Here is a 22,080-nt window from a genome sequence, read left to right as displayed (position 1 = left end):
TTTTATGCCGTGTTTAAAAGGGGGTTAAACGCAAAGGGATAAGGCTGCCTTAACGCGCCCATTTGCTTTTCCATTCCCTGTCATCAAAATCATCATCCGCCGTGCTGTGCCATTCAATCGGCGCAGCGTTGCTGGTTGCGCCCGCCCAAAGCATTTGCAGCGCATCTGGTCCATCATCATGCGCCGCCTTGGGAAAATGGCGCAGCTGCTCAATCAGCGTGGCTTGCGTGTCGTGCAGCCAAATCAAGCCGTTTGCCATGTGCGGCTGCAAGGTTTCAATTCGCAGCAGCTTATCCGCAATCGGCTTCACCGCCCGCGCAGGCACAGGGTAGCCCCGCGCCGCGCTGCGTTTCACCAGCTCGTCTTTTAAAAACTCTTGAAACTGCACCGTCTCCACAAACCACAACGCGCAGCGGTATTGCTGATGCAGCCGTATCACATCTTCAATAATCAAATCGGGCAGCCGTTTTTTAATCTGCGCCGCCACCACAAACAGCTTGCCCGTGCTGCGCTGATAGCCGCCCACCAAAATCGCGCTCGGGTCGCGGCTTGCGCCCGCTTTGCCCAAGCTCGGGTCTAGCGCGCCGAAATACACCAAATCAGGCGGCAGCTCCGTCCAAAACTTCATCGCGTTGGCAAAAGGCGCGTTTTCGCTGGAAACGGGGTCGTTTTGCAATTCGCTATCAAACGCTTCATGCTCATCGCGGGCGCGGATTTTCATCAAATCCAACACCCCACGCGCCGCCCAGCTTGTTTGCGCCCCGCGCTCCATCTCTGCCTTATTGGCTTCGTAAAACGCCTGCGCCATTGCCGCGCCTGCATTGCCGTTGTTGCGCAAAATAGCTTCCCATTCGTCCCACAAATCCATGCGCTCGGGAAACGCCAACATCGCCTTAAATTTCGCGCTGTGCCACATCGGATTATGCAAAGTGCGGTTGAGCACGCTGTCGTAGTGCAAAATCGTGCCGATATACACCACATCAAACTTCTGCCCCACGCCGCCCAAATGCAGCACCGACGATTTCAGCCATATTTCCAGCTTGTCGCGCTGGGCAGGGTTGCGCACCTGCTCATCGTTCTCAATATCGTCCAGTACCACCAAATCTGGGCGAAAAGCGCCATGGCGCAAGCCGCGCAGCTTTTTGCCACTGCCAGCCACCTGCACCTTAATATCATTGGCGGTAACCACCGTTCCCGCCTGCCACACGCGCCCCTGCCCGCACACATCGGCAAAATCCATCGCCAAGCGCGGGTTAAATTCCAGCTCCGCCTTAATCGCTTCCAACATCGGATAGGCTTGGTCTATGCTGTCCATCACCAGCAAGATATAGTGTTTACGGTTGGTAACAATGCACCACAGCGTAAAAAGCTGCGTAACCAGCGTTGATTTCGCTTCGCCGCGCGGCGCAGCAATGCCGTCTTGCTCGTTTTTCGGGCTGTTTAACATTTCAGGCAGCCTGAAAAACAAATACTCATGCAGCTGCGATTTATGCGGGCTGCGCACATAGTGCGGGAAATAAGTGTTTACAAAAAATTCAAAGCCGCCCACGGTGTCAAACACACGCGCCCGCCGCTCGGCAATCGCCGCAGGGTCGTTGGCAAAGCCCATCACTTCGGCTTCAATCGTGCGCTGCAACTGCGCCGCCAGCTGTTTGAGCGACTGGGTAAATTCTTTCAACTTCATGCCAATTTATCCTGCATATACGCGCCAAAAGGCTCCAATAGCTCGCCAATGGCAGCAAGGTGGTTGGGGTATTTTTGCGCGGTAAACTCCGCCAACAGGTTGAGCACGCGCATCGCCGTTGCCAGCTCGCTGGTTTCGGGCAGGATTTTCTTATTCGCCGCCACCATCTTGTTATACGCATCCGCCAAGCTGCCCAAGGCTTGCACGCGGGCAATCGGGTCAATCTCCGCGCCACCGTTGAGCTGCTCAAACGTGGCTTGGTATTGCACCAAAAAACCCGCCATAATCAGGCGGTTCACATCTTCCAAGCCGCCGCCGGCGATAAAATGCGCGGCGCGCACCTTGTCCCAATCGTCGCCTATTTCCTTGGCGGCATATTTCCAACTGCGTGCCGTGGCAACCGGCACTTGGGCAAAAGCCGCCGCCATTTCCAGCGGGCAGTTTTCAAACACATAGCGGCGGCGCACCTCGTCGCGTTTTTCTTGCGGATGCGCCATATCACAGCCCAAATTTCGCTTTAATCAACAAAATGCCCGTGGACACCAAGCCGCCCGCCGCGCCGCCCGTAATCGCCGCCACGCGCCGCGTGTCTTGCCTAATCTCGTCCATCTCGCGCTCCATGCGGTTTTGCTGTTCCAATGCCAAATCTTGCTTGGCTTCAATCCGCGCCAGCGCGGCTAAAATCGGGTCTTTTTCCAGCGTCATGCTTTGTCTACCTTTTGGTCTAATTTGTCGTTCAATTTGTCTAGTTTGGCTTCCAAGCGCTCCAACGATTTCATCACATTGCCGCTGTTTGCCGTGGCTTCCGCCTTGGTAGCGTAATCCAGCTTCACCTTGTTCAATTCGCCCTGCACGCGCTCATGCTTGGCTTCAATCGCCTCAAATTTTTCATCCAACACGCGGATAAAATGCCACAGCAGCGCAATCAGAAAGCTGGTCAGGATGCCAAACGCCCATTCCATGGTTAAAAAATTCTGCGTGTTCATTTCAGGCTGCCTTGCTGCTGCCGATACCACGCCTGCCAGCCCGCCACCTGCGCTTCCAGCTTTTGGCAGTAGCCGCCATAGCGCACGGCGTGGTCTAGCAAATGTTGGGGTGAGCCGCTGGCGGGACGCTCTGGGCGTTCGTGTATTGCCAGCAGCTCGGTGGAAACGGGTGGGATTTCAGGCTGCCTAATCGGCGGCGTAGCCAAAGGCGCGGTTGTAGAGTTGCAGGCTGTGGTTGCCAATGCCGTTGTAAACAGTAGTGCCTTGATTGTCTTGATGCGTGGCATGGGGGATTTCCTTGTTCAGTTCGTGTTGCCGTTGTTCTAGCCGGGCGCGTGTGGCGGCAAGTTGCTCGCCTTGCTGCTGCGCCCATTGCACCGCCGCTTGCTGTTTTGCCAGCGCATCCGCCAGCGCGGCGGAATAGGTTTGCTGCGCTTGCAATTTCTCATCGGCATATTGGTTTTTCAAAACCAGCGTTGCCGCATGGCATGCGCTTTGCGCCACGGCATAGCCCGCCCACGCGGATAAGGCGCAGGCAATCACAAAACCCACGCAGGCAGCCTGAAACTTGTATTTATTCCAAATTTTCAGCATCGCTTTGCCCCTTTTTGATTTCTGCCACCTGTGGCACGGCGGCAATACCGCGCTTAATCAGCGCATAGCCGCCCACCATGCCGCCGTATGCCCACCACAGCCACTCGGGCGCATCAGGTGTTTGGATAAATTTGTAGGTCATGCAGGCAGCGGTAATGTTTGCCCACAGCTTGGTGTGGCTGATTTGCCCTGTGGCGGGGTTGGCAATTAAGCCTGATAGCCATTTCAACGCGCTCATTCGCTTGCTCCTGTTCTAAAACTGGATAGCCCATACACAATCGCAAAAAACACAAACCAGCCTGCGTGCAAGATATGCTCCCGCGCCGCCAAGTAAGCGATGTATGCCACCGCCACTTTGGATAACACCACCAGCGCAACGGCAATCAGTTCATTGGTTTGCATCATCGTTTCCCCTTGCGTTTAGCCCGCCGCACGGCGGCTACGCCGCTATGCCGATGTTTACGAATGGCAACGTTGCTGGGCAGGTGTAGGCGACGCAATTTTGTTGTAGCTATTTCAGGTTGCTGAACAATACTTAACGCCAACACAGCTCTTACCAAAGTTGCATACCGTTTCATTTCAGGCTGCCTCCTTAACGCTCATCGCGCGAAACTTGCCCATTGCTGTCCAACAGCGGCAGCGCAAAACGTTCAGGCTTGGGCGACGATTTGCGCCCATCCGCCCAATCCAGCCACACATAGCCCGCCACGCGGCTCATTGCAAACGGCTTAATGTTCACCGCATCGCCCTGATTGCCGCCCAGCACCATCAAATTCCCTTGCTTGTCCTTGCCGACTACAAAGCCCACATGCCCGCCGCCCGCGCGGTCAAACACCACCACACAGCCATAAGCAGGTTTATCCAAGCGCGTGCCTGTGTTCAGCCAGTCTTTGGCGCGATACCAATGCTGTGGCAGGGCGCGTTTCGCTTCGCGTGCACAATGGGCAACGAATGTGCCACACCACGGCGTTTCGTCATCTTGCCACCATGCGCCCAGCGCAATCAGCCAGTTGCGGATTTTGCTATTGTGTTCTTTGCCCGCGATTTCGCGCGTGCCGATTTCGCGGCGGGCGATGGCAAGCCATGCCAGTTCGGAAGGTTGTGTATTCATGCTTATTCCTTTTAGGGTTTAATGATGGTTTAATGATGGTTTCAGTAGGTTGCCATCATGCCCAAACCGCAGCCGCACCAGTCAGACGCAAGGCTTCGCCCCACGCAAAAAGGCAGCCTGAAACCCCAAGCAAGGTTTCAGGCTGCCTATTTATTTCACGCCTATTTTGTCATAGCAAAAAACCGCCCAACGCGCTGCCACGTTAAACGGTTTTTAAATACTCTTCAATCAAACAACGCCCCCTGCACCGCCACCACATCGCGCTCGGCTAAAATCTTATCCGCCGTGCGATGCGACAGCCCAAATTGCGGGCAAAGTTCTGTTAAAGCCATCGCCTTGCTGGTTTTGCCGCCATCGGTCAAAGCCATAAACGCCTCCCGAAACCGCCGATTGCGCACCTTGCGCAGCTGCACCGTGCAGCGCGGAATATACAGCTCATCCCCGCCAAACACCGCCGCCAGCTTCTCCGCATCTTCCTTGCCCAACGCCTTATGCAGCAGCTTCATCCGCGCCGTATTCTGCCGCCCCTTGCCAAACTTAAACCGCGCACCCCCAATCGCCTGCACCAATCTTTCCGCCCCATCCAACCCAATCACTTCCGCAATCCGCTGGATGCTCTCGGGCAAACAATCCCAATCATCTTTTTGCATCAAACGCTCCGTATTCTGTGTTAAAATTCAAACCGATACTGTTATTTGAATACGCCTGCGCCCAATGCGTGGGCTTTTTTTTGCCCGCCTTGTCTGTTTCAGGCTGCCTTGTGCGCCTCGCGCTTCGCCTGATAATTCAGCGCCGCCAACACCTTGCGCATCTGCTCGCCATCGCAGCGCTGCACCGTCTCCACGCCAAACATCTTGCGCGCGATGCCGTGCGCGTATGCCCAGCTTTTGCCCATTTGCGTGAGCAATGCTCCGATTTTGCGCATCATCGCCCCATGTTCGGCAAAATGCAGCGGCGTGCGCTGATAGGCTTTCGCGTCCACATCCGCGCAAAAGCCTTTTTGCTGCAACAGATTCAACACCGCCGCCAGCTCGCCATCATCCATATCCTTGCAACTGCGCTTGCCTGTCGCCTGCGCTAGCACATCGCGATAAACATCATCATCCAGTCCCAGCTGCTTTTTGCCGATATGGATTTTGCTTAACATTTTTTGGCGATAGGCAGCATGGCTCACGCGCTTTCTCCTTGAATTTCAAAGTAAAATAAGCTGAATTATACCAATAAAGCGGCGCAAGCTGAATGTGTAGCTTTACCATAAAAACAATAAGTTACCAAATAACCTATATCCATACGACAAGGCAAAAAAAACGCCCAAAAGCGGAGGGCTTTTGGGCGTATAGGATTTTTGGGTTCTTTTACTTGTATTCGGTTTCTTGGCAAAAAATACAACAAGTATTTATTGTTTAATTGGACGTATTTTGTTTTTGTAAAAACGCTTCGTACAAACATAATCCCTCACGAACAGCATTTTGATAAAGCGTATCCGCTGCCTTTGGCAATAAAGCCTGTTCAAATAAACCTTGAATTTTTATTTTAGCTTTTTCCTTGGCTGCACGAGTTTTATAATTTTCAATTTTGTTCATCAACGCTTGTATTTGCCCTAAATAAAAATGCGTTGCCAATAGCCTAAATTCATGTGCCCCTATTGGGCTATCATTGCCCATCCCTTGATGTTTTAGATAAATAAGGTGGATACGCGATTCCATGGTTTTCTCATTGTGGCTTTCCAAAACAATGCGTATAGATTCCCAAAGTATTTGTTCATCGCGGGATTGATAATTATCAAAGCATTTCTCAAATGCCATATCATAGAGAAACGCTCTTGCTTCGCTGTATCCTTGCAGCGTTTGGCATATTTTTGCCGCTTCGCGATTACGCCATGACTCACGCTCAGCCCGCTCTTGTTCTATTTTTACAGCTTTCGCACGCAATTGAGCATGAAATTTTTTGATTTCTCGCTCTTTTTGTTCATGCTCTAACAACTCTTTTGCTTCTTTATTTTTTACCCAACTGTTCTTTATTTCTTTACACACAAAAATAATCATACAGACTATGACAAATAGCCCAATTCCAATAAGCGAGCCTTCCATATAAAAACACCTCTAAAAAAGTACTGTAAAATATCACACAGTATTCATTATAGAGAATAAATCACAAACTAAAACGGGCTATCAAATTTGATAGCCCGCTTGGATTTGGGATTTAATGCTTGGTACTGATTTCACTTTCCGCAAACGCCGCCGCAAGCTCAAACTGCTGCGCCGTTTGCTTCACCCCAGCCAGCAACTCGGGCTTATCTTGGGCAGTTTCTTGCGCCGCTGCCAAAAACCGTCGCACACCGTTGCACATACGCGGCAAACTCCTACGCGGTGCGCCTTGATGGATAGCATCCACAAGGGCAGGCAAGCCCGCAATCGCCAGATTGCACACATTCAGCACATCCAGCAGGCTTAAACCATCCACCGCTATATCGTCCACCGAGCTATTGGTGTGCAGTTTGATTTCGTTGTTCATGATTGCTCCTGCTCATTCAAAATCTCCTGTATCCGTGCCCATTGGTCTGGACTGATGCGGTGGGTTTCTTCGGATTTATAACCACTATCTGCGGTCAATTTCAGATACAGGTCGGCATCTTTGCTATGCGAAAACGATGTATTGTTGCTCATCACGCCCGCCCCTCTGCGCCCAACAACGCCCATTCGCCCGTGCGCTCATCGCGCCGATAAAGGCGCACATATTCGCGCGTCGCCAGCGTGTGCAAGCTGTCGCCCAAGGCTTGCATGGCGCGTTGCCATTTCTCGTCCTCAATTTTCAGGCTGCGCAGGCTAAGCACTTTGGCAGTGCTGATGTGTCCATCCTTATCCACGTCAAACGCCTGCTGCACAATCACGCGCAATTCCGAGCGGCTGTCTTGCGTCCATTCGGTCAGGCATTCGTCTATCAACGCTTTGGCGGCGGCAAGGCGCTCGTCAAACATCATCACGTCTTTCATGGCAACGTTCACGCGCAATTTGCCGTCAAAGCTGGTGATCGTGATATTGCCCTTTTTGCTGGGCTTCACGCCGTATTTTTCTGCCGACAGCTCCACAAAGGCGCGCACATCGGCAATGGCGCGTTGCTTGGCGCTATCCAGCGCGTCCACCGCAGGCTGCACGGCGGCAAAGATTTCATGCACCAAATCATCGCGTGCCAAATCCAGCTCTTTAATGTTTGCGAGTGGGATTAAATTACCCTTGGCATCGGTTTTGTATTGGCTCAAATCAATAGTCATGGCTATTTCCTTTTGTTGGTTGGCGGCAAGAATGGCTTGCCGCAGGGTTAAAAATCAGTTTTGCTTTTCAGGCTGCCTATCGCCGTGCGCGGTGGCAGGCTTGTTGCATTTGTTGGCACAGCTTATGCGCTCGGGCTTTTTGCTCTGCGCTGGGCGGCGCGGCGGCGGGTGGCGGTTCGCTCTTGGGTACAAGACGCGTGCCTTCGGGGTAGCTGCCGGCGCTGTGGTTTGCACCTTGCGCAGCGCTTGCTGCATGCTCGCTGCCGTTGTTTTCAGGCTGCCCATCCCGCGCATGGCTTGCGGCGGCTAAATAATCTTCCAACGTCAAATGGTCGCTCAGCGGCATTTTCAGGCTGCCTGCAACCTTATCCGTCAACATCTGCCGCAAGGCTGCCTGCCATTGCGCTGCCGTGCTGTCGTTAAACATCGCTTGCACCGCGGTTAAATGCTGGTAAATCTCGCCAAAGCTCAATTTGCCGTTAGGTGGGGCAAACCAGCCGATATACTGCATCAGCAGCTTGGCACTCTCGCCGCCCATCTGCGCCACCGTCCAGATGGCGATGCGGGCGTAGCGCAGTTCGGTTTCCAGCTCTTCGGCGCTCATGGCTGCGCCCCTTTGCGCCGCAAGGCAACGGTGAGTAGGCGGATAACGATATCGCGGCGGATCACTTGCAAGCCGTTGGCGGCGGCAAACATGGCCAGCAGGCAGGCGAGAAACAAGGCGACATCGCGTTGGCTGTCAATCTTCATCCCGATAACAAGCCAGCCGTTAATTATTATCAGCAGCGCATAAAAAACCATCTGGGCGCGTTCCTCTGTGCGCGCCAGCCGCCATGTGCTTTTTAAACTTATGTTGAGCTTCATGCTGCACACTCTGCTTCTTTCAGGCAGCCTGAAAAATTGTTTTGCATTGCCAAGGCATGCAGCGCGGCATAGACGGCATCGTTTTCATGGCTGTATTCGGGGATAACGCCATACAGCAATTCGCCGTTGTAGGTGGTGATGTCGCAGCCGAATTTGTTATCCTGCCGTGTGATACGGATTTCCAAGCTGTACTCTTTAACAATGTTCATTCGCCGTCCTCCAAAAACGCGCCGGGATATTGGTTTCGCACGCTTTTCATCGCTGCCGCCACGCTGTAAAACGTTTTTTCTTTGCTACCATCCAGCCGCAACACAGCTTGGTTACTGGCGGGGCGGTGCTCAATCGTGCCAATTGGCAAAGGCTCGTGCGTATCACTAGGCAGGTAAAGGGTGTAACGTATCATGGCTGTTCCTCCCCACTCGCCGCCGCCCATCTATCCACCAACGCTTCCGCCTCATCGCATTGATAGCGCGCCTCCTGCTCTGCCGCGTTTAAATCCGCATACGGCGTGTTCCACAGCGCATCGCAGTTTTTCTCCACCGCCACGGCGGGCTGGAGCACAGGCGGTTGCGCGTGCGAAACCGCCGCCGTCATCATCGCGCCTGCGGTCATTCCCGCCGCCAGCATCGCCATATCGCGCCAAAATCCGCGCAGCAAATAATCGTTGTTCATTTTTGTATTTCCTTTTAAATCAAATAGTTACAAAATTCACAAGGCAAAAAAATTATTCGCCTTTGCTTTTAGGGGATTGCGTCTCACCGCACGCCCTCAATTTTTCAACAGCATCTTATCCAGCTGCTCCAACATATCGGCATTAATCGCATCGCCCGTCTCCTTGCTGGTGCGGTCGGCAATCGTCATCATTTTCCACAAGCGGCGCGGGCTGCCATTAGCGCGTTGCACCATCTTATTACTCAACACCTCACTCAATTCAGGCAGCGTGTGTTGGCAAATTTGCGCCAACTCCTTATCCGCCATGCTTTCAGGCAGCTCCAACACATAGCCCACGCGGCTAAACAACTGCGCCAATTCGCCATGCCGCCCCATCAGGTTTAAGCGCAAGCGCGGCATCCCCGCCAACACCAAGCCCACTTCCGCGTTGTCGTGCAGGCGGCGCAAAATTTCCAGCGATTTGGTGGAAAGGTTTTCCGCTTCGTCCACCACAATCATGCGCCCGCTGTCGCTCAATCGGCTTAAAATCGCTTCGTTCAAATCATTCAGGCTGCCTGAAACGGGCAAGCTCAACTTTTTCGCTATCGTTTTCAACACCACCGCAGGCGTATAAGTCGGCATCGCTTCAATCAACACCACATCAGGGTGCAGCTCGGCATAATGGCGCAGCGCGGTGGTTTTGCCCATGCCCGCCTGCCCGTAAAGCAATGCGTTTTCGCGGTCGCGGTGCGCGGCGGTCAGCAGCCCCAGCATGCGCTTGGCGGTGGCGGTTTCCACCCATTGTTTGGCTAATCTGCCAATCGCCAGCCGCCCTTGCTCGCGGTTTAAATAGGCGTTAATCGCTTGCTCCAAGGCTTCGTTATCGCCTGCATACTTGCCTTGCAGCCATTGGTTCACCGCCGCCGCGCTTTTCCCTATGCTTTTGGCGACTTGGTTTTGCGACACGCCGTGCGCCTGCATAAACTGTGTTAACCGTTGTTGTAATTGCATGATTTATCAACCTTTCTTTAAGCAAAATTAAAATACTGTTTTTTCGGCTCTGCGGTTTCGTCTTCATCGAATCCGCTTAATTTGTCCAACAAATCAAAATCGTATTCATTGGCGGCAGGTATCGGCTCGCTTGGCAAAATCTGCGCAAAATCAGGCGTGTTTTCAATCACATTGCCGCCGTTAATGTCCATTTGCAGCCGTTGGATTTGGTTGTTTTTGCGCGTAATCTGCTTGGCAACGCGTTTTTTGCGCTGCGTATCCGCCATGCTGTCCACGTTTTCAAACGCGGCGCGGGTGTTGCCGTTTAATTGCGCGGTGCACACAAACCGCCCATCGGGCTGATACACCTCAATATGGCTGGCATCGTCCCAATCGTAAGCAATCAGCAGCTTTTGCCCGTCATACGGCGCAAGCGCAGTGCTGAAATAGCCAGCGTGGTTAAACTGTATCCAACCGCGTTGCACCGTGCGCGCTTCCATGCTGCGCTCCAGTAGCCGCATTTCCTCTTCACTAATCTGTTCGGGGCGTTGCTCAATCGGCAGCTGCGCCATGCGCCAATCCCAATATTCGTTCGGGCTGTAATGCGTGCCGTCGGGTTTTTTCGGGTGTGCGCTGTGCGGTTTGGCGTTGTATTCGTCCAGCACCGCCAGCAAATCGGCAAAAAACTGCTGGAAACTGGGCATTTTGCTTTGGTATCGCCGTTGCTCATCGCTCAAAGCCTTGCCCTTCATCTCGGCATTCGCCCAGCTATTGGTTTTGCGATACATCAAATGCCCCGCGCTTTTGTCCATATCCTTGCCGTGATAGCTGGCATAGGTTTTGGCTTGCTTAATCAGCGTGATATCCCACAAGCCCTCAATAATCCCGCGCCCTTGCGCCCGCCCCGGCGTGCCCGTTTTATGCTCAATATCCAAGCGTGGACAAAAGCCCGTCAGTTCCCCCGTAATATCGCGCCCCGTTTCGCCCTTGCCGTTATCGCTGTATATCAACACCGGCAGCCCGCCATGCTTTAACGCCATACGCAAAGCATCGGCAACCGCTTTGCTACTTTCGCCTGTGGTGATGCTAAACCCCAAAATCTTGCGCGTGCAGCCGTCCACCACCAGCGTAATCTCCGGCACATACGGCTGCCCGTGATCGCGGTGCTTCACCCGCGCTTTAAAGCTGTGCCCGTCCACAATCCACACCTGATTCGGCTGCAACACATGCCAATCGCGCTTCACATAAGGCAGCAGCGTCAAATACGCCTGCCCTGTGCTGCGCCCCTGCTCGCGGAAGGTTTTAGGCAGCTTGTTCCACACCCGATGCACCTTGCGCAGGCTCGGCAGCTCGTTTTCAGGCAGCCCATCTGCCAGCCATTGCGCTTTAAAGCGTTCATAGCTATGCGCCAGCGCAGGCTTTTGCGGCACCTTATGCCATTGCACAAACCGCGGTAGCCAGTTTTCCGCAAAAGGCGAACGCTCCAGCTTGGTGGCGGCGGGCGATAAAGCCAGCAAACGGCGGTTGGCATCCTTATCCGCCTGCACATAAGCATCCACCCAGCTTGCCAGCGTGCGCGGGCTCACCATGCGCCGCGCATTGTTGCGGGCGTTGGCAATGCCCACCAAACGGCTTAACCGCTCAGGCAGCGTGCCCGCGTGCAGCTGCTCCAAAAAGTAGGCAACCGCGCGTTTGCGTGATAAACTAAGCGCATTACCAGTATGCAAAATGTCTTGGACAATGGCGCAACGTGCAGCAGCGCAGTTTTTTTGCTTTTGGGTAAGTGCATTCAGTGCAGAAGTGTTGTCTTCCAACAACAAGGGAAGCTGGGCTTCTTTTGGCGCGGGAAAAGTGCTTTCAGGCTGCCGGGCTTGGGAAAGAAGCTCGGCGGTTTGTTTTTGGAGAATGACTTGTTGGACTGCGGGGGGCAGGCTGGAAAATAAATATTTCTTTACTTTTCCGCCACGCCCTTTGCCTGCAACATATTCAAAAGCCCATTGCCCTGACTTAGCACGGTAATCAATTCCTTGCTTGGATTTGGGTAGCATAGACAGTTCCATTTCCAGCAATTCTTGTGAACTAAATAACGTATTCATTTGAATAACTTTCTTAAAATTCGTGTAAAGCTGCTAAATAGCAGGCTGTGCACGATGCAGTATGGGTTGAAAATTTCGTCTTGCTTCGCGTTCCGGCCAGATGTCTTGCGGTGTTAAGCCCAAAGCATCAGCAATAATTTTCTCGCCTTTGGGATAAGGGCGGATTAGCGCTGCGCTTAACGTGTCAGGATGCAGCCCATGTGCTCTTGATAAAGCACGAACCGACCACCCAACCTTTTTTAAAGCAGCGGTAACATCTGCGCGATGCCAATCTTTGGCGGTAGATGTTGCTGTATTTTTTTGCATAATGTGTTACCTTATTAAGTTACTTTATCGGGTTACTTGGTTTGGTATGGGCGCATATTACTAAACAAAAAAGGAGTTGTAAACTCTTTTGCTTAGTAAATTTCGCTCTTTCGTGGAGAAAATTCTCAAATATTTGTTTCTTTTGAGAATTTAACTAAACAAAAAAGTTCCATTTTTTGGTTAGTCTCTTGTTTAGTCGCTTTTTTACTTAACAAAAGAGTTTGCTATGGAAAATTTTAAAGAACGGCTGCTGTTTTTATGGGACGGAGCGAAGCCTGCACATATTGCAAAAGATTTGAATTTATCCATTAGTGGAATGATGCGGATTTTGGAAAAGAATACTATTCCAAAAGCTGAAACTTTGATTTTGATACAGAATTTAAAAAAATGTGATTGGCAATGGTTGATGACAGGAGAAGGCGAGCCTTTCCCCGCGCAACCCCAAGAAATGTCCCTAGCCGACAATATCGCCCGCACCGATAAGCTGGTTCAGCAGCTCGCTGCGCAAAAGCGCAAAAACAGGCAGCCTGAAAGCGCAGACGTGTGCGATACGCAAGGCAACCCCGTTGATGTAGATGAGTTTGTGTTTATCCCATACTACGATGTGCGCCTATCCGCTGGCATTGGCTTGTGGGTGGACAACGAGCAGCCCATCAACACGCTCGCCTTCCGCGCCGAATGGCTGCAAACCTTTGTTACATCGCAGTTTGACAAGCTTTCAGTCGTCAAAGTAAGCGGCGACAGCATGGACGACGTCCTAAAAAACAACGACACAATCTTGGTTGACCACGCCCAAAACGAAGTGCGCGACGGGTTGTACGCACTGCGAATCGGCAACGAAGTGTTTGTAAAGCGCATCCAGCGCCTGCCAAACAAACTGCTGGTCATCAGTGCCAATACCGCTTATCCGCCCTTTGAGCTGTCCGCCGATGACGATTTCGCCATTATCGGCAAAGTCGTCTGGCTGGGGCGCTTGCTGTAATGCCCAAAAATTAAACGCGGTTTAATCAGGTGTTAATTCCTGATTAAACCGCGTTCATTCTTGCGCGAAATCCACTAGCTTTTGCTAGGAATTTGATAGGTTTTTATCGTTTTTTTGAAAAAGGTAACGTCATCGTTGGCGTAGGCACAATCGGCTGCATCGTTGATGTAGCAAGGGTTTGCGCGAAGTTCAGCACGAATTGGAGCGGTGCAAAAACTATCAGTCCCCCACACTTGCTGCGCTTTTTGCCTTGTATTCGCGCTTTTATGTCATCAAATCTGCCTATGCAAATAATGAATACAGGTTCTTAATGATACAATCGCTCCCTTTCCATCAAACCACCCCCAGCAAAGGCAGCCTGAAACAAATGGCATCACTAGAAACATGGATTGGCTTGCGCTATCTCCGCGCCAAAAAACGCAGCGGCTTTATGTCGTTCATTTCTGCAATCTCCATCGTGGGCATCGCACTTGGCGTTATCGCCCTGATTACCGTGTTATCCGTAGTCAACGGCTTTCAAAAAGAAATTCGCGGGCAGCTGCTCAACATCGCCCCACACGCTATGGTTAGCTACTTGCCCAGCGAAGCCGAAGCCGCCAGCGCGCCCACATGGCAACAACTGCAAACCCAGCTTGCCAACAAAACCGAAATCATTGCCACCGCCCCCTTGTTATCAGGGCAAGCCCTGCTGGCAAACGCAGGCGAAGTGCGAGGCGTGCAACTAGACGGCATCCTGCCCGAGCAAGAACGCAAAGTGGTGGATTACGCCAACAACCTAGAAGCAGGCAGCCTGAACGACCTAAAACCCGACGAATTCAACATCATTCTCGGTTCCGCCCTTGCTAAAACGCTAGACGTAACCATCGGCAATAAAGTAACCGTCATCACCCCCGAAGGCAACGTAACCCCCGCAGGCGTAGCCCCACGGCTCAAACAGTTCAACGTAGTCGGCATTGTGAAAACAGGCGTAGAAGATGCCGACAACGTTAAAGCCTTGATTCACCTAGAAGATGCAAAAAAACTCTATCGCCAAGATGAAAGCAGCATCCCATTGCGCCTGCGCCTTGCCGACCCGCAAAACGCCCCCGCCGTGATGCAGCGGCTTATCCCCGAAAACCAGCGCAATACAATATGGGTGCAAGATTGGACGGACAACAACCGCAGCTATTTCTCCGCCGTAGAAATGGAAAAACGCATGCTCTCGTTGCTGCTCACCTGCATCATCATCGTTGCTGCGTTTAACCTTGTTTCTTCACTGGTGATGGCCGTAACCGAAAAACAATCCGACATCGCCATCCTGCGCACGCTCGGCTTATCCCCGCGCGGCGTGATGAAGATTTTTGTGGTGCAAGGCATGGTGGCAGGCATACTCGGCACGCTATTCGGGCTGGTTTTCGGCTTGCTGCTGGCGTGGAAAATCGGCAGCATCATCAAATGGATAGAAATGCAAACAGGCACGCACCTTATCTCCGCCAAAGTCTATTTTATTGACTACCTGCCCAGCGACATCCAAGCCCCCGATGTCATCACCGTTGTCCTGATTTCGCTGCTTTTATCCTTCCTTGCCACGCTCTACCCAAGCTGGCGCGCCGCCCGAACCCAACCCGCAGAAGCCCTACGCTATGAATAAGCCCATTATCGAAGCCCAACACATCGCCAAAACCTACCACGACGGCGCGCTCAACGTGGAAGTGCTGCGCGACCTTAATTTCAGCATCAACGAAAACGAAAGCGTCAGCATCATCGGCGCATCAGGCAGCGGCAAATCCACCCTGCTGCACATTCTCGGCGGGCTGGATAAACCCGATTCAGGCAGCCTGAAAATCATCGGGCAAGACCTGAAAACGCTCAGCCAAGCCAAACTCGGCGCGCTGCGCAATCAAAATCTCGGCTTTGTGTACCAATTCCACCATCTGCTCGCCGAGTTTACCGCGCTGGAAAACGTGATGATGCCTCTGCTGATTGGCAAACTGCCCCGCCGCGAAGCCGAAGCCCGCGCCAAAACCATGCTAGAAAAAGTGGGACTGGCGCAACGCATCCAACACCGGCCCGCCGAGCTATCAGGCGGCGAACGACAACGCGCCGCCATCGCCCGCGCCCTTGTCAACCACCCCAAATGCCTGCTCGCCGATGAGCCCACAGGCAACCTAGACCGCAAAAATGCCCGCCTTGTGCTGGATTTGATGCTGGATTTGCAAGCCGAGCTGGGCACCGCCCTGATTGTGGTTACCCACGACGACGAACTCGCCCAACGCTTCAACCGCGTGCTCACCGTGCAAGACGGCAGCGTAATCCCCTTTCAGGCAGCCTGAAAATAATTTATCAATAAAAAACAAACCCCTGTTTACAAAGCCTTAACCAACCCTTGCCAAATCCTAAAATAGCCGTATAATGCGCGTCTTTCCGTGCCGGTGTAGCTCAGTTGGTAGAGCACCTGACTTGTAATCAGGGGGTCGCGAGTTCGATTCCTGCCGCCGGCACCACAATTCACTCCTTTAACGCCGGTGTAGCTCAGTTGGTAGAGCACCTGACTTGTAATCAGGGGGTCGCGAGTTCGATTCCTGCCGCCGGCACCAAATAAAAAGCAGCTAAATTTAGCTGCTTTTTTTCATTTGTCGCATAAATAAAACGCTTTTCCCTAAAAAACTTTACATTTGCTAAGATAAAGCAACACTTAAAGCGAGATTTGGTATAATTGCCCGAGAAATTTTACAGTTTAATGCGCAAGGCAGTCCAAGATTTTCAGGCTGCCTAATCAAGCATAAAGAATAAACAGGAAGCAGTATGAGTATTGGTTTATTGCGTATTTTGGTACAGCAAAAACTTGTTCCACAAGAGAATATTGAAAAATATCAAGCAGCCGTAAAAGCAGAAAAACCCGTTATGCCCCTGCTTTTTGGCGACAAAGTTATTACGCCAGAATCGTTGGCAGAATTATGCGCCCGCTTATTTAATTACCCTGTTTTGGATTTGAATTACTATCCGCGCAGCCGCGTAATTAAAGACGTGATGACATCGGAACAAATGAAAGAATTTCGTTGCATCCCATTGTTGAAGCGCGGACGTTCTTTGTATGTGGGCGTTTCCGACCCCACGCAAATCCAAAATGTGCAAAAACTGGCGTTTGCATCAGGCTTGCAAGTTGAGCTGGTGGTGGTGCGCGATGACCAATTAACCAATGTGTTGGACTGGTTTGGTCAAAGCAACAACGAATTGTTAAAAGAAATGGACGTTGCCGCCACGCAACTGGAAAACGGTCAAGCTCCCGCCATGATTGTGGATGGTGTGGAAGAAGAAGATGGGCCTGTTGCGCGATTTATTCAAAAAATTCTGGCCGATGCGGTTCAATCAGGCGCATCCGATATTCACTTTGAATTTTACGAATTTATGGCGCGTGTTCGCTTCCGTGCGGATGGTCAGTTGCGCGAAGTGGTACAGCCCCCGCTTTCCGTGCGTAGCCAGTTAGCATCGCGTATTAAAGTGATGGCGAAAATGGATATTTCTGAAAAGCGCGTTCCGCAAGACGGACGGATTCAGTTGCAATTTTCCAAAAATGCCAAAGCCATTGACTTTCGTGTAAACACCATGCCCTGCCTGTTCGGCGAAAAAGTGGTAATGCGTATTTTGAATTCAGACGCAGCCAGCCTGAATATTGACCAACTGGGCTTTGAAGATTTTCAAAAAGAACTGATTTTGGAAGCCATCAATCGTCCATACGGCATGGTACTGGTAACAGGACCAACAGGTTCAGGTAAAACGGTGTCGCTCTATACTTGCTTAAATATTCTTAACACCGAAGACATCAATATCTCCACCGCAGAAGACCCTGCAGAGATTAACTTACCAGGGATTAACCAAGTAAACGTAAACGACAAGCAAGGCTTAACATTTGAAGCGGCACTAAAAGCGTTCTTGCGGCAAGACCCAGACGTAATTATGATTGGTGAGATTCGTGATTTAGGAACAGCGGATATTGCGATTAAAGCGGCGCAAACAGGGCATATGGTGTTTTCAACCTTGCATACCAATAATGCCCCCGCAACATTATCTCGTATGCTCAATATGGGCGTAGCACCATTTAATATTGCTAGTGCGGTAAACTTGATTATGGCGCAACGCTTAGCACGTCGCTTGTGCGTGGCTTGCAAACAACCAATGGAACGCCCTCCCAAAGAAGCATTATTGGATGTAGGCTTCACAGAAGAAGATTTGGCAAAAGAATGGACGATGTATCGCCCTGTTGGGTGTGATGCCTGTAAAGGCAAGGGCTATAAAGGGCGTGCTGGCTTGTATGAAGTGATGCCCATGACCGAAAAAATGAAAGCGGTCATCATGAAAGGTGGTACAGAAGTGGATATTGCCAATATTGCTTACGAAGAAGGATTGGTGGATTTGCGCCGTTCTGGGTTATTGAAAGTTATGCAAGGGATTACTTCGTTGGAGGAAGTAATTGCAACAACAAATGAATAATTAACTAAATTGAAGGAATCATTATGGCATCCTTAGCAAAACCTGCTAGAAAAGCAGCCCCAAAAAAAGTAGTGGCAAAAAAACCTGCTGCAAATGTTAAGAAAGTAGAAAAGGGCAATCGTTATCAATTTGAAGGCAAAAGTCTACAAAGCGATTCGATTGTGCGCGGTGAGGTTGTTGCAAAAACAGAAGATGAAGCACGCCAAAAGTTAGCACGTCGCCAAATCAAAATCATTCAACTGACGAAAATGAAAAAACAACGGCAGAAAAAGATTACTTCTGCAGATATCACGGTGTTTACACGTCAGTTGGCTACTATGATGAAAGCGGGTCTGCCGCTGATGCAAGCATTTGATATTGTGGCGAAAGGTCATTCTAATGCTGCGATGACTAACTTGTTGTTGGATGTAAAAAACAGCGTTGAACAAGGTAATTCTTTGGCTAGCTCGTTTTCACAACATCCCAAATATTTTGATAAATTTTATTGCAATTTGGTTGCTGCGGGTGAAACGGGTGGTGTGTTAGAAGGTTTGCTGGATAAATTGGCAACCTATATGGAAAAAACACAAGCCATTAAGAAAAAGGTAAAAAGTGCGCTGACTTATCCGATTGCGGTGATGGTAGTAGCTATTGTCTTAATCTTGGTCATGATGATGTTTGTATTGCCATCATTCAAGAAAATTTATGAAGGTTTGGGTGCAGAATTACCGGGGTTGACACAATGGATGATGAATTTATCTGATTTTTTTGTGGGTCAAGGATGGATAATTATTCCAATCTTTATCGGTATCATAGTTGGTTTGATTCAATTTCATAAGCGTTCACCTGCGTTCCAAAAACGAGTGGATGGATGGTTATTGAAAATGCCTATTTTTGGTGAGATTGTGCGTAAAGCAACAATTGCGCGCTGGTCTCGTACAACCGCTACACTGTTTACTGCGGGTGTACCTTTGGTTGAAGTGTTGGATTCTGTTGCAGGTGCATCAGGTAATATTATTTACGAAGAAGCGACTTATGAAATTCGCAGTAAGGTAAACCAAGGTATTTCACTTACCTCTGGTATGCAAGCAGCAGGTATCTTCCCCAATATGGTTGTGCAAATGACATCTATCGGTGAAGAATCAGGTGCGCTGGATGATATGTTGAATAAAGTAGCTGAATTCTATGAAGATGAGGTAGACACTGCTGTGGCAACGCTTTCATCCTTGATGGAGCCTATCATTATGGTTGTATTGGGTAGTATCGTTGGTGTTATTCTGGTTGCAATGTATTTGCCATTATTCAGCATGGGCGATGCAATCGGTTAAGGAATAAACCTTGGATATTATTGTTATCTTTGCCATTATTTTTGGTCTATTGATTGGCAGTTTTCTAAATGTGGTTATCTATCGCTTGCCCGTGTGGTTGAACAATTATTGGACACGGGCAGCGAGAGCACATTTGGGATTAGAAGCAATTGAGCAGCCTACTTTCAATCTCATCACGCCGCCATCGCGCTGTGGGAATTGTGGTGCGAGAGTTAAGCCTTGGCACAATATTCCTGTGATTAGCTGGTTGATGTTGCGCGGTAAATGTCATTCTTGTCATACGCCGATTAGCATCCGCTATCCGTTGGTGGAATTGTTAACAGGTGTGTTGTTCGGATTGATGGCGTGGCAATATGGTTATTCGCTAGAAACCATTGGCGCGTGTGTGTTTACGGCATACGTAGTAGCGATGACGTTTATTGATGCAGATACACAAATGCTGCCTGATGAGTTAACTTTGCCATTGATATGGTTCGGTTTATTGTTCAATTTGTACACAGGTTTTGTGCCATTGGAGCAGGCTGTTATTGGCGCGATGGTGGGCTATATGAGCCTGTGGACGCTGTTTCATGTGTTCAAATTGCTGACTGGCAAAGAAGGCATGGGTTATGGCGACTTCAAATTGCTGGCGGCGATTGGTGCGTGGTTGGGCGTTGCTGTTATACCGATTACCTTGCTTGTGGCTTCTCTTGTGGGCATCGCGGCGTTTTTAGTTAAACGTGTTGCACGAAATACGCCTATGGCATTTGGTCCATGCTTGGCAGTTGCGGGCTGGTTTGTGTTTTTATTTCATGGTTCGGTGGGCGATTTTATTCACTGGTGGCTGATAAAATCAGGCTTTTAAAATGACTGTTTGGATTGGACTAACAGGTGGAATCGGTAGTGGCAAGAGTCAAGTCGCTGCCGATTTTTCTGCTTTGGGCGTGCCGCGAATTGATGCGGATGCGATTTCGCGACAGCTTACGCAAACGGCGAGCAATGCAGCATTGCAGCAGATTCGTGAGCAATTTGGTGATGGTGCGTTGACCATTTCAGGCTGCCTAAACCGTGGTTATATGCGCGAACGGGTGTTTGCGGATAAGCGGGAAAAGGCGAAGTTGGAAGCGATTTTGCATCCGTTGATTTTTGCTGAAATTGAGCGGCAGCAAAAGGATTTTCAGGCTGCCTATGGCGTGGTGGAAATTCCTACTTTGGTAGAACATCCTATTTTTCAATCGATTGTGGCGCGGATTTTGGTGGTTACTTGCCCTGAAAGCGTCCGTGTGCAGCGTGTGATGGCGCGCAATGGTTTGACAGGAGCGGCTGTTCGCGCCATTATGGCTAGCCAAGCGAGCGATGAAGCGCGTTTGCGCGTTGCGGATGATGTGATTGCCAATACAGGCAGTTTGCAGGATTTGCAGCAAGCGGTTGAACGACAGCATCGCGCGTATTTAGCGTTGTTTCAGGCAGCTTGAAACGATGTTTTGCCAGTGAAAAATAAGGAAAATCATATAGATGTTAAGTTTTGACCACCCATTGACCGAGCGCGTTCGCAGCTTGATTCGTATTGAGCATTTGTTCAACCGCTTCAACCATGCCACCTCTGGCGATGATAAATGGTCGCACCATATTGCGTTGAGCACGCTGTTTGAGATTATGGAAAGCTCGTCGCGTGCGGAATTGAAGTTGGATATTTTGCAGGAGTTGGAACGCCAGCGGCAAAGTGAGAAATATCAAAATGATGCGCCGATGTTGGAGCGGTTGAACCAAACGGCGCAGAATTTGCAGGAAGTGCAGCAAAAATTTGGGCAGCATATTCGCGAGAATGAATGGCTGATGGCGGTGAAACAGCGGATGTTGGTGGCGGGGGGGACTACGCCTGTTGAGCTGCCGAGTTATTATTTTTGGCAAAAAGTGGATGCACAAAAGCGCAGGCAAGATTTGCAGCGTTGGAGTGAATTTATGATGCCCACGTATCACGCGGTGCATTTGCTGCTGGAAATTTTGCGGAGTAATCAAATAGTTGTGCAATGCCATGCCGAAGCGGGGCACTATGAACACAGCAAGATGGAGCAGAATATTCATTTGCTCACGATTGCCATTCCGCAAAGTTTGGGGGCGTTGCCCGAAGTGTCGGCGAATAAATATTTCACGCATATTCGCTTTGTGCAGGCGAGCCAAGAAGGGATGCGGGGCGAAGTTATCCCGCATGATATTGATTTTAAAATGATTGTGTGCAGTTTTGATGGCGATTCTGCCATACGGCAGGCAGCCTGAAAACGGCGTTGTGAACCGAGAACATCATGACACGACTTGAATACATCGCGGCTGAATTGATTGCGCGTAAACAAAAAATTACCTGTGCCGAATCGTGCACGGGCGGGCTGCTGGCGGCGGAATTAACCAGCATTGCAGGCAGCTCGGCGTTTTTTGAATGCGCATACATTACTTATTCCAACCAAGCCAAAGAGCAGTTGGTGAATGTGAACAGCGACACGTTGCGGCATTATGGCGCGGTGAGCGAAGAAGTGGTGCGTGAGATGGCGTTGAGCGCGTTGATTGCGGCAAAAAGCGATTATGCGTTGAGCATTTCGGGCATTGCTGGCCCCGATGGCGGCACAGCGGATAAACCTGTGGGCACGGTGTGGTTTGGCTTTGCCACCAAGCAGCGTATTTGGGCGAAGCAGTATCATTTTAAAGGCGAGCGCAAGGCGGTGCGAGAGCAGGCGGTGCAGTATGCGCTGGCGATTTTGGAGCATTATTTGAAAACCACGCCGAAATAATTTTCA

Annotated in this window: 32 protein-coding genes and 2 tRNA genes; 11 read left to right on the top strand and 23 right to left on the bottom strand. The window is 50.7% G+C overall.

What is annotated here, in order from left to right:
* Window positions 1-49: 49 nt before the first annotated feature.
* The 23 genes from terL to Q4A85_RS03045 form a co-directional block, all read right to left on the bottom strand.
* Entirely contained in the window at window positions 50-1,684 is a 1,635-nt protein-coding gene (gene terL / locus Q4A85_RS03155) for a phage terminase large subunit (protein ID WP_303107710.1), read from the bottom strand.
* Complete coding sequence (locus Q4A85_RS03150) at window positions 1,681-2,181, bottom strand: DUF1804 family protein (protein ID WP_303107709.1); 501 nt, start codon at window positions 2,179-2,181, stop codon at window positions 1,681-1,683. Before Q4A85_RS03150 ends, terL begins: the two co-directional genes overlap by 4 nt.
* Window position 2,182: 1 nt before the next feature.
* Complete coding sequence (locus tag Q4A85_RS03145; protein ID WP_003797423.1) at window positions 2,183-2,389, bottom strand: hypothetical protein; 207 nt, start codon at window positions 2,387-2,389, stop codon at window positions 2,183-2,185.
* On the bottom strand, window positions 2,386-2,670 hold the full coding sequence (locus Q4A85_RS03140) for a hypothetical protein (protein ID WP_303107708.1): 285 nt from the start codon (window positions 2,668-2,670) through the stop codon (window positions 2,386-2,388). Before Q4A85_RS03140 ends, Q4A85_RS03145 begins: the two co-directional genes overlap by 4 nt.
* On the bottom strand, window positions 2,667-2,876 hold the full coding sequence (locus Q4A85_RS03135; protein WP_303107707.1) for a hypothetical protein: 210 nt from the start codon (window positions 2,874-2,876) through the stop codon (window positions 2,667-2,669). Before Q4A85_RS03135 ends, Q4A85_RS03140 begins: the two co-directional genes overlap by 4 nt.
* Entirely contained in the window at window positions 2,857-3,264 is a 408-nt protein-coding gene (locus Q4A85_RS03130; protein WP_303107706.1) for a hypothetical protein, read from the bottom strand. Before Q4A85_RS03130 ends, Q4A85_RS03135 begins: the two co-directional genes overlap by 20 nt.
* Window positions 3,245-3,502 (bottom strand): hypothetical protein, encoded by a 258-nt coding sequence (locus Q4A85_RS03125; protein ID WP_303107705.1) that lies wholly within the window; start codon window positions 3,500-3,502, stop codon window positions 3,245-3,247. Before Q4A85_RS03125 ends, Q4A85_RS03130 begins: the two co-directional genes overlap by 20 nt.
* A complete protein-coding gene (locus tag Q4A85_RS03120; RefSeq protein WP_303107704.1) occupies window positions 3,499-3,666 on the bottom strand; it encodes a BioY family protein in 168 nt (55 codons plus the stop codon). The genes Q4A85_RS03125 and Q4A85_RS03120 overlap by 4 nt, the downstream gene beginning before the upstream one ends.
* A 190-nt stretch (window positions 3,667-3,856) precedes the next feature.
* Window positions 3,857-4,375: a TIGR02594 family protein gene (locus Q4A85_RS03115; protein WP_303107703.1), complete on the bottom strand. Its 519-nt coding sequence runs from the start codon at window positions 4,373-4,375 to the stop codon at window positions 3,857-3,859.
* Between the two features lie 224 nt (window positions 4,376-4,599).
* On the bottom strand, window positions 4,600-5,025 hold the full coding sequence (locus Q4A85_RS03110; protein WP_303107702.1) for a Mor transcription activator family protein: 426 nt from the start codon (window positions 5,023-5,025) through the stop codon (window positions 4,600-4,602).
* A gap of 98 nt (window positions 5,026-5,123) precedes the next feature.
* The gene (locus tag Q4A85_RS03105) at window positions 5,124-5,549 is read right to left on the bottom strand and encodes a gp16 family protein (RefSeq protein WP_303107701.1); all 426 of its coding nucleotides are present in this window, start codon (window positions 5,547-5,549) and stop codon (window positions 5,124-5,126) included.
* Window positions 5,550-5,778: 229 nt separating this feature from the next.
* Window positions 5,779-6,465 carry a hypothetical protein gene (locus Q4A85_RS03100; RefSeq protein ID WP_303107700.1) on the bottom strand — a complete coding sequence of 229 codons (687 nt, stop codon included), beginning with the start codon at window positions 6,463-6,465 and terminating at the stop codon, window positions 5,779-5,781.
* Window positions 6,466-6,577: 112 nt separating this feature from the next.
* On the bottom strand, window positions 6,578-6,889 hold the full coding sequence (locus Q4A85_RS03095) for a hypothetical protein (protein ID WP_303107699.1): 312 nt from the start codon (window positions 6,887-6,889) through the stop codon (window positions 6,578-6,580).
* Entirely contained in the window at window positions 6,886-7,044 is a 159-nt protein-coding gene (locus tag Q4A85_RS03090; RefSeq protein ID WP_303107698.1) for a hypothetical protein, read from the bottom strand. Before Q4A85_RS03090 ends, Q4A85_RS03095 begins: the two co-directional genes overlap by 4 nt.
* The gene (locus Q4A85_RS03085) at window positions 7,041-7,646 is read right to left on the bottom strand and encodes a DUF3164 family protein (protein ID WP_303107697.1); all 606 of its coding nucleotides are present in this window, start codon (window positions 7,644-7,646) and stop codon (window positions 7,041-7,043) included. The genes Q4A85_RS03090 and Q4A85_RS03085 overlap by 4 nt, the downstream gene beginning before the upstream one ends.
* A 76-nt stretch (window positions 7,647-7,722) precedes the next feature.
* Window positions 7,723-8,250: a hypothetical protein gene (locus tag Q4A85_RS03080; protein ID WP_303107696.1), complete on the bottom strand. Its 528-nt coding sequence runs from the start codon at window positions 8,248-8,250 to the stop codon at window positions 7,723-7,725.
* Complete coding sequence (locus Q4A85_RS03075) at window positions 8,247-8,510, bottom strand: hypothetical protein (protein WP_303107695.1); 264 nt, start codon at window positions 8,508-8,510, stop codon at window positions 8,247-8,249. The genes Q4A85_RS03080 and Q4A85_RS03075 overlap by 4 nt, the downstream gene beginning before the upstream one ends.
* Window positions 8,507-8,719 (bottom strand): hypothetical protein, encoded by a 213-nt coding sequence (locus tag Q4A85_RS03070; protein ID WP_303107694.1) that lies wholly within the window; start codon window positions 8,717-8,719, stop codon window positions 8,507-8,509. Before Q4A85_RS03070 ends, Q4A85_RS03075 begins: the two co-directional genes overlap by 4 nt.
* Window positions 8,716-8,913: a hypothetical protein gene (locus Q4A85_RS03065; RefSeq protein ID WP_303107693.1), complete on the bottom strand. Its 198-nt coding sequence runs from the start codon at window positions 8,911-8,913 to the stop codon at window positions 8,716-8,718. Before Q4A85_RS03065 ends, Q4A85_RS03070 begins: the two co-directional genes overlap by 4 nt.
* Entirely contained in the window at window positions 8,910-9,182 is a 273-nt protein-coding gene (locus tag Q4A85_RS03060; protein ID WP_303107692.1) for a hypothetical protein, read from the bottom strand. Before Q4A85_RS03060 ends, Q4A85_RS03065 begins: the two co-directional genes overlap by 4 nt.
* Window positions 9,183-9,278: 96 nt before the next feature.
* Window positions 9,279-10,172 carry an AAA family ATPase gene (locus Q4A85_RS03055; protein WP_303107691.1) on the bottom strand — a complete coding sequence of 298 codons (894 nt, stop codon included), beginning with the start codon at window positions 10,170-10,172 and terminating at the stop codon, window positions 9,279-9,281.
* 17 nt (window positions 10,173-10,189) lie between these two features.
* Window positions 10,190-12,247, bottom strand: a complete 2,058-nt coding sequence (locus Q4A85_RS03050; RefSeq protein ID WP_303107690.1) for a transposase family protein — start codon at window positions 12,245-12,247, stop codon at window positions 10,190-10,192.
* A 33-nt stretch (window positions 12,248-12,280) separates the two neighbouring features.
* Entirely contained in the window at window positions 12,281-12,553 is a 273-nt protein-coding gene (locus Q4A85_RS03045) for a helix-turn-helix domain-containing protein (RefSeq protein ID WP_289006551.1), read from the bottom strand.
* Between the two features lie 226 nt (window positions 12,554-12,779).
* Between Q4A85_RS03045 and Q4A85_RS03040 the strand changes: the two genes are divergently transcribed.
* The 11 genes from Q4A85_RS03040 to pncC all read left to right on the top strand — a co-directional run bounded on the left by Q4A85_RS03040 (window position 12,780) and on the right by pncC (window position 22,074).
* Entirely contained in the window at window positions 12,780-13,535 is a 756-nt protein-coding gene (locus Q4A85_RS03040; RefSeq protein WP_303107689.1) for a helix-turn-helix transcriptional regulator, read from the top strand.
* Between the two features lie 367 nt (window positions 13,536-13,902).
* The gene (locus Q4A85_RS03035) at window positions 13,903-15,165 is read left to right on the top strand and encodes a lipoprotein-releasing ABC transporter permease subunit (RefSeq protein WP_303107754.1); all 1,263 of its coding nucleotides are present in this window, start codon (window positions 13,903-13,905) and stop codon (window positions 15,163-15,165) included.
* Window positions 15,158-15,847, top strand: a complete 690-nt coding sequence (lolD, locus tag Q4A85_RS03030; protein ID WP_303107688.1) for a lipoprotein-releasing ABC transporter ATP-binding protein LolD — start codon at window positions 15,158-15,160, stop codon at window positions 15,845-15,847. Before Q4A85_RS03035 ends, lolD begins: the two co-directional genes overlap by 8 nt.
* 95 nt (window positions 15,848-15,942) lie before the next feature.
* Window positions 15,943-16,018 (top strand) — tRNA-Thr (locus tag Q4A85_RS03025).
* Between the two features lie 17 nt (window positions 16,019-16,035).
* Window positions 16,036-16,111 (top strand) — tRNA-Thr (locus tag Q4A85_RS03020).
* A 208-nt stretch (window positions 16,112-16,319) separates the two neighbouring features.
* Window positions 16,320-18,005: a type IV-A pilus assembly ATPase PilB gene (gene pilB / locus Q4A85_RS03015; RefSeq protein ID WP_303107687.1), complete on the top strand. Its 1,686-nt coding sequence runs from the start codon at window positions 16,320-16,322 to the stop codon at window positions 18,003-18,005.
* Window positions 18,006-18,028: 23 nt separating this feature from the next.
* Window positions 18,029-19,312: a type II secretion system F family protein gene (locus Q4A85_RS03010; RefSeq protein WP_303107686.1), complete on the top strand. Its 1,284-nt coding sequence runs from the start codon at window positions 18,029-18,031 to the stop codon at window positions 19,310-19,312.
* A 10-nt stretch (window positions 19,313-19,322) separates the two neighbouring features.
* Window positions 19,323-20,156 carry an A24 family peptidase gene (locus tag Q4A85_RS03005; RefSeq protein WP_303107685.1) on the top strand — a complete coding sequence of 278 codons (834 nt, stop codon included), beginning with the start codon at window positions 19,323-19,325 and terminating at the stop codon, window positions 20,154-20,156.
* Window position 20,157: 1 nt separating this feature from the next.
* Window positions 20,158-20,766 (top strand): dephospho-CoA kinase, encoded by a 609-nt coding sequence (coaE, locus tag Q4A85_RS03000; protein ID WP_303107684.1) that lies wholly within the window; start codon window positions 20,158-20,160, stop codon window positions 20,764-20,766.
* 40 nt (window positions 20,767-20,806) lie between these two features.
* Window positions 20,807-21,568, top strand: coding sequence for a cell division protein ZapD (gene zapD, locus Q4A85_RS02995; RefSeq protein WP_303107683.1), 762 nt, complete (start codon window positions 20,807-20,809; stop codon window positions 21,566-21,568).
* Between the two features lie 26 nt (window positions 21,569-21,594).
* Window positions 21,595-22,074 carry a nicotinamide-nucleotide amidase gene (gene pncC / locus Q4A85_RS02990; RefSeq protein WP_303107682.1) on the top strand — a complete coding sequence of 160 codons (480 nt, stop codon included), beginning with the start codon at window positions 21,595-21,597 and terminating at the stop codon, window positions 22,072-22,074.
* Window positions 22,075-22,080: the final 6 nt, after the last annotated feature.

The organism is Kingella sp. (in: b-proteobacteria), assembly GCF_030527935.1.
Lineage (GTDB): Bacteria > Pseudomonadota > Gammaproteobacteria > Burkholderiales > Neisseriaceae > Kingella_B.
Note: the sequence above shows the minus strand (reverse complement) of the source record. Positions and strands in the feature narration are given on the sequence as shown.